The organism is Providencia sp. PROV114 (assembly GCF_032704305.1).
In the GTDB taxonomy this organism is placed as follows: Bacteria; Pseudomonadota; Gammaproteobacteria; order Enterobacterales; family Enterobacteriaceae; genus Providencia; species Providencia rettgeri.
In genome coordinates, this window is record NZ_CP120528.1 from 696,004 (window position 1) to 710,117 (window position 14,114).

Consider the following 14,114-nt stretch of genomic DNA (forward strand, 5'->3'; position numbering starts at 1 on the left):
AATAGAATGGCGAAAAGAGATTTTTATGAGGTGCTAGGCCTCGAAAGAAATGCTTCAGATAAAGATATTAAGCGAGCTTATAAGCGCTTAGCGATGAAGCATCACCCCGACCGTAATCAGGGGGATAAAGAATCAGAAGGTAAATTTAAAGAAATTAAAGAAGCTTACGAAGTTCTTTCTGACGAGCAAAAACGCGCCGCTTATGACCAATATGGTCATGCAGCGTTTGAGCAAGGCGGAATGGGCGGAGGCGGCGGCTTTGGTGGTGGCGCTGACTTTAGTGATATCTTTGGTGACGTCTTCGGTGATATTTTTGGAGGTGGCCGCAGACAGCAGCGCCCAAGCCGTGGTTCTGACCTACAGTACAACATGGAACTGACTCTTGAAGAGGCTGTCCGTGGAGTGACCAAAGAAATCCGTATTCCGACCTTAGAAACCTGTGACGTTTGTCATGGTAATGGTGCGAAACCGGGAACCAGTGCGGATACGTGCTCAACCTGTCACGGTATGGGCCAAGTCCATATGCGCCAAGGCTTTTTCTCTGTACAGCAGCCTTGTCCAACTTGCCATGGTCGCGGTAAAGTTATCAAAGATCCATGCAACAAATGTCATGGTCATGGCCGTGTTGAAAGATATAAAACACTGTCAGTTAAAATTCCAGCTGGCGTAGATACGGGTGACCGTGTTCGTTTGTCAGGGGAAGGTGAAGCCGGAGAAAACGGAGCACCAGCAGGAGACTTATTTGTTCAGGTTCATGTATTGCCTCATAATATTTTTGAGCGTGATGGTAATAACCTGCACTGTGAGGTGCCGATTAACTTTGCTGATGCAGCACTGGGTGGCGAAATTGAAGTGCCAACCCTTGATGGGCGTGTAAAACTGAAAATCCCAGCAGAAACTCAAACCGGTAAAATTTTCCGTATGAAAGGAAAAGGTGTGAAATCGGTACGTGGTGGCCTGCAAGGTGATTTAATGTGCCACATCGTTGTTGAAACCCCTGTTAAACTCAATGAGAAACAAAAAGAGTTACTCAAAGAATTTGGTGAATCATTAGGTGGAAAGAGCGGTGAGAAGAACAGCCCGCGCTCTAAAAGCTTTTTAGATGGTGTGAAGAAATTCTTTGATGATTTAACTAATAAATAATTAGTTAATAGTTGGTAAAGTTAGAATGGCTGACTGAGCATATTGCCAAGTCAGCCATTTTTTTTATCTTATTTTACAACTTCACCGCTAGCAACCACAGTTTCTCGGACTTTATTGGCAAAATCTTGAGCTTCTTTGATGATTGAATTTTCATCCGCAGTCAGTATTTTACGGTCTTTCATCAATACGTTGCCATCAACTATGGTATGACGAACATTGGCTCCATTAGCCCCATATACCAGCGCAGCATATGGGCTATACATAGGAACCATATTAGGTGATTTAGTATCAATAACAATAATATCAGCTAATTTCCCTGGTTCGAGAGAGCCCAGTTTATCTTCCATGTGTAATACACGAGCAGAGCCCATTGTTGCCATATCAACAACAGTGATTGGTGGCATCGCTGCTCTATCTTTATTTGCTAGTTTGTGAATCTTACCCACTAAATTCAATTCATTTAACGTCGTCAACGTATTACTCGACATTGGTCCATCAGTTCCCAAGCCAACACGGATCCCTTTTTCAAGCATGGTTGTCACAGGGGCAACACCCTTAGCGGACTTAGTATTCGCACTGATATTATGTGCAACACCGACATCATATTGTTTGAGCAAATCTATATCTTTTTCATCAACCATAATGGCATGGGCAGCTATTACTTTATTGTTCAGTGCACCTATGTCTGCCATATATTGTACCGGGCTTTTGCCACCAGTGCGTTTGGCGATTTCTTCTTGCTCACGATCTGTTTCCGCTAGATGGATCATCACGGGAACATCAAGTTCTTGAGATAATTTTGCTATTTTTTGTAAATGCTCTGTTGTGTTGGTATAAGGGGCATGGGGAGCAAAAGCAGGAGTGATACGTGGGTGATCTTTGTATTGATTAATAAAGTTTACGGCATAATTGATGCCTTCATCTGCATTTTTTGCATCAGCGACAGGAAATTGAATAACAGATTCACCAAGGACAGCTCTTAAGCCAATTTTATCAACGGTTTTAGCCACTTCATCTTCAAAATAATACATATCAACGTATGTTGTGACACCCCCTTTAATCATTTCAACATTAGCAAGGTTTGCCCCAACTCGTACCATTTCACGGGAGACCATTTTATTTTCTAATGGGAAAATATAACGGTGTAAACGGTCTGGTACATCATCGGCTAAAGAACGAAATACGGTCATAGATGCATGTGTATGCGTGTTAATTAGACCTGGCATGACAATATCACCATCAACATTCAGTACATTAGGTGCTTGATAATGTTGAGTAAGCTCAGGGCCACCAACGGCAATAATTTTATTGCCTTTGATGACAACCGTACCATGGTCAATAACCTGTTTTTGAGCATCCATAGTTAAGATGGTGCCATCTACAATTATGATGTCAGCGGGTGTAGCAGCAAAGCTAGAAAAAGAAGCACTAATAATGGAAATAGCCAGTAAAGATTTTAAAAGCGACATTTTGGCCTCATATCTGGTGAGAAAATATAAAAACTATAGGTAAATAAAAAAAATAATACTATTTTTAATAAAACAAAATTGATTGCTTGGTAACCGAACATTTAAATAATAATAATTTTATTAATGACTTAATTTTGCTAATAAAACACCAAAAACAATAACAACACAGGCAACGACTCGCATGACGTTGAATTTCTCTTTAAGAAAAGCAATAGATAGGAACATAGCGAATAGTACACTAGTTTCTCTAATTGCAGCGACCATGACAATGGGTGCTTGGCTCATCGCCCATATGGCAATACCATAGCTAATCAGTTGCATTAACCCACCTAGTAACCCAGAGCGCCAGTATTGTTGAATTCCAACAATTAGGGTACCACGATATTTGATAAAGCCAGATACAGCTAACACAATCCCATTCAATAGAAATAACCAAAGTGTATACACTACAGGGTCTTCACTTGCTCTAGCACCATAGCCATCAGATAAGGTATAACAGGCAGTAAAAAAGGCAGTTGATATGGCAAAAGCCAGTGCTTTTCCTTTGATATTTAAGGTGAATTTTTTTCCTGCAAAGGCAATGAGCACTACGCCACTAATGATAAATAAAACACCAATAAGGCCCATTAATGGAATTAGCTCACTAAATAGCAAAGCGCCGAGTAGTGCAGTCATTAATGGCGCAGACCCACGTGATATGGGGTATATCTGGCTTAAATCACCATGTGTATAAGCCTGGCTTAAAAAATAGGTATAGCCAATATGAAATAATACCGATAAAGCTAACCAATGGATAGCTTCTGGTGATGGTAGGCCTAACCAGGATATTGCTGGTAGCGTTAAGATGCCAGAAAAAACAGAAATCATGACTAGACCGAAAAAGCGGTCATTGCCAAATTTAACAATGGCGTTCCAGCTTGCATGGCAAAAAGCAGCAAAAAGCACGGCAAATAGTACGTGAGTTGTCATTAGTAAATTGTAATCTTGAGTTTTTTATTGGCAATCTAATCGCATTTTATTTGCGAAGCGCTTTGCAAATATCTTGCAAGCAGTTTCCCACATTTAAAATCTTCACGAAAGGTATCGAGAAAAGAAGATATATAATTATTCTGTGGTGGTTGAAAAATGTAGGTTGGATACTGTAATAAGAAATTGAAATTATAAAGTCCATTTTTAACAAAATTTGTTATTTGTTTTTATAAAAGTTGTCTATAGTAAAATTAACGTTTCTTTATCATTCTCTGTGATGCTTAACTTAAATTGCTCGATAATTCCGATTTATTTCTGATGAATAAACGACTTTTTGCGAATTGATGATTAGCATAGTATTAACATTCAAAAATATATTGGGGTTAACTATATGACAGCAATTATTCGTAAATTTCTAAGGTTAGAAGCAGCAGGGGGCTTACTCCTGATTATTGCTGCCATAGTCGCTTTAATGATGGCTAATTCGCCATTACAAGGGGCTTATCAGCAATTTTTAGATATTCCTGTATCAATTAAAATATCAGAGTTTGGTTTAGATAAACCTCTGATATTATGGATTAATGACTTCTTAATGGCGATTTTCTTTTTGGTGGTCGGCCTTGAAGTAAAACGTGAATTATTAGAGGGATCTCTTGCCGGGCGTGATAAAGCGATATTTCCAGCAATTGCAGCATTAGGGGGAATGATTGCCCCTGCACTAATTTACCTGTTATTTAATGGGGGAGATGCAGTTACTCAGCAAGGTTGGGCGATACCTGCAGCGACAGATATTGCGTTTGCTTTGGGGGTGATGGCTTTATTAGGTAAGCGGGTTCCAACAGAACTTAAGGTATTCTTATTAGCATTGGCTATTATTGATGACCTTGGTGTTATCGTAATTATTGCTTTTTTCTACACAAGTTCTGTTTCTTTGGTTGCATTGGGGCTTTCAGCATTGTGCATCGCCATTCTCTGTATGATGAATTGGCGTAGAGTAGAGAATACAGCGGCTTACTTAGTTATTGGGTTAATATTATGGGTGTGTATTTTGAAATCTGGGGTTCATGCCACACTAGCAGGGGTCATTGTTGGCTTCTTGATTCCTTTACATGGTACTAACCAGACCAAGCCTTCAGAAGAATTGGAACACGTCTTACACCCATGGGTTGTTTACTTAATTCTACCTATTTTTGCGTTTGCTAATTCGGGTGTACAGCTTCAAGGTGTAACATTAGAAGGTTTATTAAGCCCACTGCCATTAGGTGTCGCTGCAGGGCTAATTTTTGGTAAGCCTATCGGAATTTTTCTATTTAGTTGGGTTTCGGTAAAACTTGGGTTTGCAAAGTTGCCTGAGTCGATTAACTTAAAACAGGTTTTTGCCGTTTCTGTATTGTGTGGGATCGGTTTTACTATGTCTATTTTTATAACCGGCCTCGCATTTGATGGGCTTGATGAGGTGTATAGTACCTATTCACGTCTAGGTATTTTGCTTGGTTCTACGTTAGCTGCATTTTTAGGTTACTTTATGTTAAGAGTCGTGTTACCGAAACAAAAAGACTAACTTAGTACCAGCTCAATATTTAATTTTGCAAATTATTAGTAAGAATTTCCGAACTAATAATCTATGATATACCGTAGTGTGTTTATAAATACACTACGGTATTCATTTTAAAGGCTCTGAGAAATATGAGCTGCGGGTAAATGTGTATGGTCAATAGTGGTTTTTCTAGCTAGTGACGGTACAAAAGGAATCGATATGCGGGTTTCACATCTTAATTTTAACCATCTTTACTACTTCTGGCATGTATGTAAAGAAGGCTCTGTCGTCGGAGCAGCAGAAGCGCTTTACCTGACTCCTCAGACAATTACAGGGCAAATAAAAGCATTGGAAGAACGATTAGGTGGAAAATTATTCAAAAGGCAGGGGCGAGGTTTGGTGCCATCTGAGCTTGGGCAATTAATTTTTCGCTATGCAGATAAAATGTTCATGCTTAGCCAAGAAATGCTAGATATCGTTAATTACAGCCGCGAATCTAATTTACTGTTTGACGTCGGGGTTGCGGATACCCTATCAAAACAGTTAGTTAGTAAAATATTAGAAACTACAGTTGTAGAGCATGAACAAATTCATTTGCGTTGTTTTGAATCAACACATGAATTGCTATTAGAACAGCTCAGCCAACATAAATTGGACATGATTTTGTCTGACTGCCCAGTTGACTCATCGCAGCAAGAAGGCTTATTTTCGGTGAAATTGGGCGAGTGTAATATGAGTTTCTTTTGTCGTCAGCCAATCCCTAAAAAGCCATTCCCTGAATGTTTAGAGGAACGTCGTTTATTAATTCCTGGGCGGCGATATTTGTTAGGTAGGCATATCTTAGCTTGGATACGAAATAAAAATCTGCAAGTTGAAGTGTTAGGTGAGTTTGATGATGCGGCGCTTATGAAAGCATTTGGTATGCATTATAACGCGATTTTTGTAGCTCCATCGCAGTATACACCTGATCTTCTAGGTGGCGAAGACATTGTAGAGTTAGGCCGTTTAGAGAGCGTAAAAGAAGAATATTACGTTATTTTTGCAGAGAGAATGATACAGCACCCAGCAGTACAGCGAGTGTGTAATAAAGATTTTTCAGATTTATTTTCAGTTCCGCTTGATAGCTTAGATAAAAAATAACGACAAATAAAAAACCGGCATAAGCCGGTTTTTTAAGCTAATCAAGAAGCAAAATTACATTGCTTTGATTTGAGCAACTAAGTTAGCTTTATGACGTGCTGCTTTATTTTTGTGGATCAGGCCTTTAGTAGCATGGCGATCAACAATAGGTTGCATGTCATTGAATGCTTTCTGAGCAGCTTCTTTATCGCCTGCAGCGATAGCAAGGTAAACTTTCTTGATAAAAGTACGTACCATAGAGCGACGGCTAGCGTTATGCTGGCGACGTTTCTCTGACTGAACGGCACGTTTCTTAGCTGATTTGATATTAGCCAAGGTCCAACTCCCAAATGTATTCTATTGAGGACAATTCAAAGGTCGAGGAATATGCCCTTTCGCCCTTCATTTGTCAATGGATTTGTGCAAATAAACATCGTGTACTTCGATGCTCATGCGCTGTGAATGGTGCAAGATTCTATCAGCAAATATAAGAAGAATACAGATCTTAGCGTGAAAAAATGCGTAATTGATGGCAGAAATTTAAAAAGAATTAAGGCGAAAAATATTTTTTAGTTTATCAATCAGTGGGTAGTATGAAAACCAAGCATGTTATGGTTGTTTTTTGTTCTTTTTGACCACGTGGTTATAACCATTGAAGTATAAAACATAAAAATATAATATTTTTAGAGACCTTGGAACAAATTTGTTGTATTGATAATCCATTGGTTACCCCAAAGTTTTTGATGTTCGAATCTAATTGCTCTGTTTGAGGAGCGTAATAACCCACTAATTGCATAAAAATAGTGGTTAATAAATCGTGTAGAGATCAAAAAAATAGGGTTTAATGAAACCTTTTGCGAACTAAGGTTAACCTTATGCGTCGTACAAGGTATAATCCTGCAATTTCCTCGGTATTGAGCCTGTTATGGAGCTAATTCGCGGTATACAGAATATCCGGGCGTGCCATCATGGTTGCGTGCTGACTATCGGTAATTTTGATGGTGTCCATCGTGGGCATCAGGTTTTGCTTCAAAATTTGAAACTTAAGGGAGCGCAGTTAGGGTTACCAACTGTCGTGATGATATTTGAGCCACAGCCCCTTGAATTTTTTATTGGTGACAAAGCGCCTGCGCGTTTGACACGCTTGCGAGACAAAGTTAAATATCTTGCAGACAGTGGTATTGATTACCTCTTATGTGTTGAATTTAACCAGCACTTTGCATCATTAACACCCGCTGAGTTTGTTGCTGACTTACTTGTCAGTAAGCTTGGGGTAAAGTATCTCGCTATAGGTGATGATTTCCGCTTTGGGAAAAATCGCATGGGGGATTTTACTTTTTTACAACAGGCGGGTGATGAATTCGGTTTTGAAGTTGCAGATACAGAAAGCTTCTGTGATTCAGGGCTTCGTATTAGCAGTACGGCGATACGAAAAGCGATTCAAGAAAACAATCTTGAATTAGCTGAAAGCCTATTAGGGCATTCTTATCGTATTAGCGGGCGAGTGGTTCATGGTAATCAACTTGGCAGAACAATAGGTTTTCCAACAGCAAACCTACCGTTAAAACGTTTAGTCACACCAGTTACTGGTGTGTATGCTGTAGAAGTTTACGGTTTAGGTGATAAGCCTCTACCTGGTGTGGCAAATATTGGCACACGTCCGACTGTATCTGGAAAAGGAACACAGTTAGAAGTTCATCTGATTGATGCAAATATGGATTTATATGGGCGTCATATCGATGTAGTGTTACGTAAGAAATTACGTGATGAGCAGCGGTTTGCTTCGTTGGAAGCGCTTAAGGAGCAAATTGCTAATGATGTAATTGCAGCGAGAGAGTATCTTACTGCAATAGGAATCAGATAATTTAGCGGAAAATTGGAACTGAGAATCGATGAGTGACTATAAAAATACCCTGAATCTACCAGAAACAGGGTTCCCAATGCGTGGCGATCTCGCTAAACGCGAACCACAGATGTTAGAGCGCTGGTACAAAGAAGGTTTGTATCAGGCAATCCGTAAAGCAAAATCGGGCAAGAAAACCTTTATTCTGCACGATGGTCCTCCGTATGCTAACGGCAGTATTCATATTGGTCACTCAGTTAACAAAATTCTCAAAGATATTATTATTAAGTCCAAAGGGTTGGCGGGTTATGATTCCCCATACATCCCAGGTTGGGACTGCCATGGATTACCGATTGAACATAAAGTTGAACAAATCGTCGGTAAGCCAGGGGAAAAAGTTTCTGCCGCTGAATTTCGTGCACAATGCCGTCAATACGCTAAAGAGCAAATTGAAGGTCAAAAAGCTGATTTCATGCGTCTTGGTGTTTTAGGTGAGTGGGATAAACCTTATCTAACAATGGATTTTAAAACCGAGGCTCACATTATTCGAGCATTGGCGAAAACTATTGCAAACGGCCATTTAGTGAAAGGGGCAAAACCTGTTCACTGGTGTACAGCTTGCGGTTCTTCATTAGCGGAAGCTGAAGTCGAATATTATGATAAAACCTCGCCATCTATCTATGTTCGATTCCCTGCGGTAGATGGCAAAACCGTGTGCGAAAAATTTGGTGTGGCAAGTGACAAAACTCCGTCGCTGGTTATTTGGACAACGACACCTTGGACATTGCCAGCAAACCGTGCAATTTCATTAAATCCTGAATTCAAATATAACTTGGTCGATGCAAATGGTGAGTTAGTCATTTTAGCTGCTGACCTTGTTGAAGACGTGATGAAAACTGCGGGTATCACCGCATGGGAAGTTCTTGGTGAATGCGAAGGTTCAGCATTAGAATTGTTGCGCTTCCAGCACCCATTTATGGGCTTTGATGTTCCTGCTATTTTGGGCGATCACGTGACATTAGACGCAGGTACGGGGGCTGTTCATACCGCACCAGGCCACGGCCCTGAAGACTATGTTGTCGGGCAGAAATATGGCTTAGAAACGGCTAATCCTGTGGGCCCAGATGGCTGCTTCTTACCAAATACTTACCCAACATTAGATGGTGTATTTATTTTTAAAGCTAATGACCTTATCGTTGAATTATTGAACGAAAAAGGTGCGTTACTGTACAAACAAGCGATTCAACACAGCTACCCATGTTGCTGGCGCCATAAGACTCCAGTTATCTTCCGTGCTACGCCACAGTGGTTTATCGGCATGGATAAAAACGGCTTACGTGAACAATCTCTGAAAGAAATTGATATTGTTCAATGGATCCCGGGTTGGGGACGTGCACGAATTGAGTCTATGGTTGAAAACCGCCCTGACTGGTGTATTTCTCGTCAGCGTACTTGGGGTACCCCAATGTCGTTGTTTGTTCATAAAGACACTGAAGAGCTACATCCTCGCACGTTAGAATTAATGGAAGAAGTGGCTAAGCGTGTTGAAGTGGATGGCATCCAAGCATGGTGGGATCTTGACCCTGCCGAGCTTCTGGGTGATGAAGCTGAAATATATCGTAAAGTACCTGATACCTTAGACGTGTGGTTTGATTCAGGCTCAACGCATTTTGCGGTTGTTGATGCACGTCCTGAATTCCATGGTAATTCAGCGGATATGTACCTTGAAGGGTCGGATCAACACCGTGGCTGGTTTATGTCATCATTGATGTTATCAACAGCAATGAAAGGGAAAGCACCTTATCGCCAAGTGTTGACACATGGTTTTACTGTTGATGGCCAAGGCCGCAAAATGTCTAAATCTTTAGGCAACACAGTAAGCCCACAAGATGTAATGAATAAACTGGGTGCAGATATCTTACGTTTATGGGTTGCATCAACGGATTATACTGGCGAAATCGCGGTTTCAGATGAAATTTTAAAACGTGCTGCTGATTCATATCGCCGTATTCGTAATACTGCACGTTTCTTACTGGCTAACCTGAGTGGTTTCAATCCTGAAACCGATATGGTGAAACCAGAAGATATGGTGGTTTTAGACCGTTGGGCGGTGAGCCGTGCGTTAGAAGCTCAGCAAGAAATAGCCAAAGCTTATGATGAATACGACTTCTTGTCTGTTATCCAGAGATTAATGCATTTCTGCTCCATTGAAATGGGGTCATTCTATCTGGATATCATCAAAGACCGTCAGTATACGGCGAAAAGTGATAGTTTAGCGCGTCGTAGCTGCCAAACTGCGTTATTCCATATTGTTGAAGCGTTAGTGCGTTGGATGGCTCCAGTTCTGTCCTTCACTTCCGATGAAATTTGGAATGAGTTACCAGGAAAACGCGCTCAATTCGTTCTTACCGAAGAGTGGTATGACGGTTTGTTTGGTTTAGATGAATCAAATGAAATGAACAACAGCTTCTGGACTGAGCTATTGGCTGTTCGTGGTGAAGTGAATAAGGTCTTAGAACAAGCGCGTACTGATAAGCTTATCGGGGGCTCATTAGAAGCTGCGGTGACATTGTATGCGGATAAAGCTCTGGCCGAAAAACTGCAAAGCTTGGGTGATGAATTACGCTTTGTTTTACTGACATCACAAGCCCATGTCGCTGATATCGCAACAGCTCCAGCAGATGCACAAGAAAGTGAATTGAAAGGCCTGAAAATTGCTTTCAGTAAAGCAGCGGGTGAAAAATGCCCACGTTGCTGGCATTATGCAAGTGATATTGGTTCTTCAAGCGAGCAACCAGAAATCTGTGGTCGCTGTGTCACTAACGTAGCCGGTAACGGCGAAACACGTAAGTTTGCTTAATGAAGACGCCAGTTTGTTCTACCGGTTTGCGTTGGTTATGGTTAACCATTGTGATCATCGTTGCGGATTTAGGCATTAAGCAATTAGTGCTTAGTGACCTAAATTTGTACGAACCGCATCCGATCATGCCATTTTTTAACATAATGTATGCGCAAAATTTTGGCGCGGCATTTAGTTTCTTGGCTGATGAAGGCGGATGGCAACGTTGGTTCTTTGCAGGTATTGCAATTGGGATCTCCGTTATCTTAATGGTTATGATGTATCGCCAAAGTGCACAAAAACGCCTATCTAACATTGCATATGCATTGATTATTGGTGGTGCTATCGGTAATTTAAGCGACCGTTTAGTCCATGGCTTCGTTATCGATTACCTTGATTTTTACGTCGGTAATTGGCATTGGCCGACATTTAACCTAGCGGATATGGCGATATGTATTGGTGCAGCTCTTGTGATTTTAGAAGGTTTCCTACCAGATAAATCAAAGCAAGAAAAAGCCAAATAAAATGGTAGTGCACTAGGTTAGAATGTAATAACTCACAGCCCAGATTTTCTGGGCTGAATTTTATGATAAATAGGTTTGGTTTATGTCTACTCAAATACAGGCGCAGAGCTCTGTTTTACTGCATTTCACACTGAAATTGGAAGATGGCTCTACGGCTGATTCCTCGCATGCACAAGGAAAGCCTGCGTTGTTTGTTTTAGGGAATGACTCCTTATCGCCAGAACTTGAAGCTCAATTGATTGGCCTTAATGAAGGTGAAAAGAAAAGTTTTTCGCTGCCCGGAGACACTGTTTTTGGGAAACATAATCCTGATTTAGTTCAATATTTTTCATTGCGTGACTTTATAGAAACAGGCATTCCTGAAATTGGTACGATAATGCTATTTACCGCGATGAATGGCAGTGAAATGCCAGGTGTAGTAAAATCAATTGAAGGTGAGTCGATTACTATTGATTTTAACCACCCTCTCGCTGAGCAGCAGATTAGTTTTGATATCGAAGTGCTTGAAGTAGACCCGCAATTGGAGAATCACAATGCAAATATTAATGGCTAACCCTCGTGGGTTTTGTGCTGGCGTAGACCGCGCAATTAGCATCGTAGAAAGGGCATTAGAAATATATGGTGCTCCGATTTACGTTCGTCACGAAGTGGTTCATAACCGTTATGTTGTTGATGATTTACGTCAACGTGGTGCTATCTTTATTGAAGAAATCTCAGAAGTACCGGATGGGTCAATCTTGATTTTTTCTGCGCATGGCGTTTCTCAAGCCATTCGCCAAGAAGCGCGTTCTCGCGATCTAACGATGTTATTTGACGCCACTTGTCCTTTGGTGACGAAAGTCCATATGGAAGTTGCACGAGCGAGTCGTAAAGGCAAAGAAGCTATTTTAATTGGGCATGCCGGGCATCCAGAAGTCGAAGGCACGATGGGCCAATATAGTAACCCTGAAGGTGGGATGTATCTTGTTGAGAGCCCAGAAGATGTTTGGAAATTAAAAGTGAAAGATGAAAATAATCTCTCTTTCATGACACAAACAACACTTTCTGTTGATGATACCTCTGATGTTATTGATGCACTGACTTCTCGCTTTCCAAGCATTGTAGGACCTCGTAAAGACGATATTTGCTATGCAACGACTAACCGCCAAGAGGCAGCGAGAGAACTAGCAGAACGCGCTGATATTGTTTTAGTCGTCGGTTCTAAAAACTCATCAAACTCAAATCGTCTAGCGGAATTAGCTTCGCGCATGCAAAAACCTGCATTTTTAATTGATGGTGCAGAAGATATTAAAACGGAATGGTTAGCAGATAAAAACATTATTGGCTTAACTGCGGGGGCATCAGCGCCAGACATCTTAGTTAGGCAAGTCATTGATCGACTTAAAGAGTTAGGAGCCGACTCGGTTGTTGAGTTGCAAGGGCGTGAAGAAAATATCGTCTTTGAAGTCCCTAAAGAATTAAGAGTTGAGGTTAAAGAGATTAATTAATCATTTGGTTTTAATTACAGGAACAGCCGCTTTACCATTCCTATCTTTGCGGCTGTTTTAACCTTTTTATTCAAGTTGTTCCCTTCGCGTTTTCTCTCAATTAAAACTTTTACTGATAATCTCTATGCTTTCTACGCTTTTGTTAATAACTCTGCATTTTTGCTAGCAGAATACAGTCAGGATAGTTAATCTGTATCACAATCATTTCTAAACTGTGGGTAAAAATAGCCTTTTTATCCTAAACAACAGTTCAAATTTATATATTTGCATTAATTAAAAAAGGATAAACCATGGCAAATTCAGTGGTACGTGTCGCAATAGTTGGTGCAGGTGGACGTATGGGACGCCAGCTAATCCAAGCCGCACAACAACAAGATGGAATTCAATTGGGGGCAGCGATTGAGCGTGAAGGATCATCACTTATCGGAACCGATGCAGGTGAACTCGCAGGTATCGGTAAGTTAGGTATTTCCATTGTTGATTCACTTGACCAAGTTGTTAATGATTTTGATGTGGTTATTGATTTTACGCGTCCAGAAGGCACATTGCATTACTTAGCATTTTGTAAAGCCAACCAAAAAGCCATGGTCATTGGTACGACAGGGTTTGATGAGCAAGGGAAGCAAGCCATTGCCGAAGCTGCGAAATCTATTCCTATTGTCTTTGCAGCAAATTTCAGTGTTGGCGTCAATGTCGTACTGAAATTACTGGAAAAAGCAGCAAAAGTAATGGGAAATTACACGGATATTGAAATTGTTGAAGCTCATCACCGCCATAAAGTGGATGCGCCATCAGGTACTGCTTTAGCTATGGGGGAATCTATTGCTAGCGCGCTGGGTAAAAATTTAAAAGAGTGTGCCGTATACACCCGTGAAGGCTACACAGGAGAGCGAGAACCTGGAACCATTGGTTTTGCAACTATCCGAGCTGGGGATATTGTGGGTGAACATACCGCCATGTTTGCAGATATCGGGGAACGAGTTGAAATTACTCACAAAGCCTCTAGCCGCATGACCTTTGCAAATGGTGCAATTAAGGCATCAGGTTGGGTTTGTGCTAGAAATAGTGGGTTATATAATATGAAAGATGTGTTAAATCTTGATGATTTATAGTATTTATTATTTATTTTTTTGTTTATATATCAGTTAATTGCGATTAATAAGTATTTATTTTATGTTGATTTG

12 protein-coding genes are annotated in these 14,114 nt (G+C 40.6%); 9 read left to right on the plus strand and 3 right to left on the minus strand.

From position 1 onward, the window contains the following. The first annotated feature begins 6 nt into the window (after window positions 1–6). Window positions 7–1,143 carry a molecular chaperone DnaJ gene (dnaJ, locus tag P3L37_RS02950; RefSeq protein ID WP_109911858.1) on the plus strand — a complete coding sequence of 379 codons (1,137 nt, stop codon included), beginning with the start codon at window positions 7–9 and terminating at the stop codon, window positions 1,141–1,143. A 68-nt stretch (window positions 1,144–1,211) separates the two neighbouring features. On the opposite strand, the gene P3L37_RS02955 is transcribed toward dnaJ, so the two are convergent. Continuing rightward, window positions 1,212–2,612: an amidohydrolase gene (locus tag P3L37_RS02955; RefSeq protein WP_004914697.1), complete on the minus strand. Its 1,401-nt coding sequence runs from the start codon at window positions 2,610–2,612 to the stop codon at window positions 1,212–1,214. Between the two features lie 120 nt (window positions 2,613–2,732). Further along, window positions 2,733–3,581 carry an EamA family transporter gene (locus P3L37_RS02960; protein WP_110731400.1) on the minus strand — a complete coding sequence of 283 codons (849 nt, stop codon included), beginning with the start codon at window positions 3,579–3,581 and terminating at the stop codon, window positions 2,733–2,735. A gap of 391 nt (window positions 3,582–3,972) precedes the next feature. Between P3L37_RS02960 and nhaA the strand changes: the two genes are divergently transcribed. Then, window positions 3,973–5,142: a Na+/H+ antiporter NhaA gene (nhaA, locus tag P3L37_RS02965; protein ID WP_004914692.1), complete on the plus strand. Its 1,170-nt coding sequence runs from the start codon at window positions 3,973–3,975 to the stop codon at window positions 5,140–5,142. Window positions 5,143–5,337: 195 nt separating this feature from the next. After that, window positions 5,338–6,258: a transcriptional activator NhaR gene (nhaR, locus tag P3L37_RS02970; RefSeq protein WP_004914690.1), complete on the plus strand. Its 921-nt coding sequence runs from the start codon at window positions 5,338–5,340 to the stop codon at window positions 6,256–6,258. Window positions 6,259–6,312: 54 nt separating this feature from the next. On the opposite strand, the gene rpsT is transcribed toward nhaR, so the two are convergent. Further along, a complete protein-coding gene (rpsT, locus tag P3L37_RS02975; protein ID WP_004914688.1) occupies window positions 6,313–6,573 on the minus strand; it encodes a 30S ribosomal protein S20 in 261 nt (86 codons plus the stop codon). Between the two features lie 589 nt (window positions 6,574–7,162). Here rpsT and ribF point away from each other — a divergent pair. The 6 genes from ribF to dapB all read left to right on the plus strand — a co-directional run bounded on the left by ribF (window position 7,163) and on the right by dapB (window position 14,042). After that, entirely contained in the window at window positions 7,163–8,101 is a 939-nt protein-coding gene (gene ribF / locus P3L37_RS02980) for a bifunctional riboflavin kinase/FAD synthetase (RefSeq protein ID WP_109911859.1), read from the plus strand. Between the two features lie 28 nt (window positions 8,102–8,129). After that, a complete protein-coding gene (ileS, locus tag P3L37_RS02985; protein ID WP_004914683.1) occupies window positions 8,130–10,940 on the plus strand; it encodes an isoleucine--tRNA ligase in 2,811 nt (936 codons plus the stop codon). Beyond that, on the plus strand, window positions 10,940–11,443 hold the full coding sequence (lspA, locus tag P3L37_RS02990; RefSeq protein WP_109911860.1) for a signal peptidase II: 504 nt from the start codon (window positions 10,940–10,942) through the stop codon (window positions 11,441–11,443). The genes ileS and lspA overlap by 1 nt, the downstream gene beginning before the upstream one ends. Window positions 11,444–11,525: 82 nt before the next feature. Beyond that, complete coding sequence (gene fkpB / locus P3L37_RS02995; RefSeq protein ID WP_004905629.1) at window positions 11,526–11,996, plus strand: FKBP-type peptidyl-prolyl cis-trans isomerase; 471 nt, start codon at window positions 11,526–11,528, stop codon at window positions 11,994–11,996. Beyond that, window positions 11,977–12,930: a 4-hydroxy-3-methylbut-2-enyl diphosphate reductase gene (gene ispH / locus P3L37_RS03000; protein ID WP_004914678.1), complete on the plus strand. Its 954-nt coding sequence runs from the start codon at window positions 11,977–11,979 to the stop codon at window positions 12,928–12,930. The genes fkpB and ispH overlap by 20 nt, the downstream gene beginning before the upstream one ends. A 290-nt stretch (window positions 12,931–13,220) precedes the next feature. After that, complete coding sequence (dapB, locus tag P3L37_RS03005) at window positions 13,221–14,042, plus strand: 4-hydroxy-tetrahydrodipicolinate reductase (RefSeq protein WP_109911861.1); 822 nt, start codon at window positions 13,221–13,223, stop codon at window positions 14,040–14,042. Window positions 14,043–14,114 lie beyond the last annotated feature (72 nt).

What these genes read in the sequence shown, in the direction of transcription:
- dnaJ (WP_109911858.1), top strand. Translation starts at nt 7, where the DNA reads ATGGCGAAAAGAGATTTTTATGAGGTGCTAGGCCTCGAAAGAAATGCT.
- P3L37_RS02955 (WP_004914697.1), bottom strand. Translation starts at nt 2,612, where the DNA reads ATGTCGCTTTTAAAATCTTTACTGGCTATTTCCATTATTAGTGCTTCT.
- P3L37_RS02960 (WP_110731400.1), bottom strand. Translation starts at nt 3,581, where the DNA reads ATGACAACTCACGTACTATTTGCCGTGCTTTTTGCTGCTTTTTGCCAT.
- nhaA (WP_004914692.1), top strand. Translation starts at nt 3,973, where the DNA reads ATGACAGCAATTATTCGTAAATTTCTAAGGTTAGAAGCAGCAGGGGGC.
- nhaR (WP_004914690.1), top strand. Translation starts at nt 5,338, where the DNA reads ATGCGGGTTTCACATCTTAATTTTAACCATCTTTACTACTTCTGGCAT.
- ribF (WP_109911859.1), top strand. Translation starts at nt 7,163, where the DNA reads ATGGAGCTAATTCGCGGTATACAGAATATCCGGGCGTGCCATCATGGT.
- ileS (WP_004914683.1), top strand. Translation starts at nt 8,130, where the DNA reads ATGAGTGACTATAAAAATACCCTGAATCTACCAGAAACAGGGTTCCCA.
- lspA (WP_109911860.1), top strand. Translation starts at nt 10,940, where the DNA reads ATGAAGACGCCAGTTTGTTCTACCGGTTTGCGTTGGTTATGGTTAACC.
- fkpB (WP_004905629.1), top strand. Translation starts at nt 11,526, where the DNA reads ATGTCTACTCAAATACAGGCGCAGAGCTCTGTTTTACTGCATTTCACA.
- ispH (WP_004914678.1), top strand. Translation starts at nt 11,977, where the DNA reads ATGCAAATATTAATGGCTAACCCTCGTGGGTTTTGTGCTGGCGTAGAC.
- dapB (WP_109911861.1), top strand. Translation starts at nt 13,221, where the DNA reads ATGGCAAATTCAGTGGTACGTGTCGCAATAGTTGGTGCAGGTGGACGT.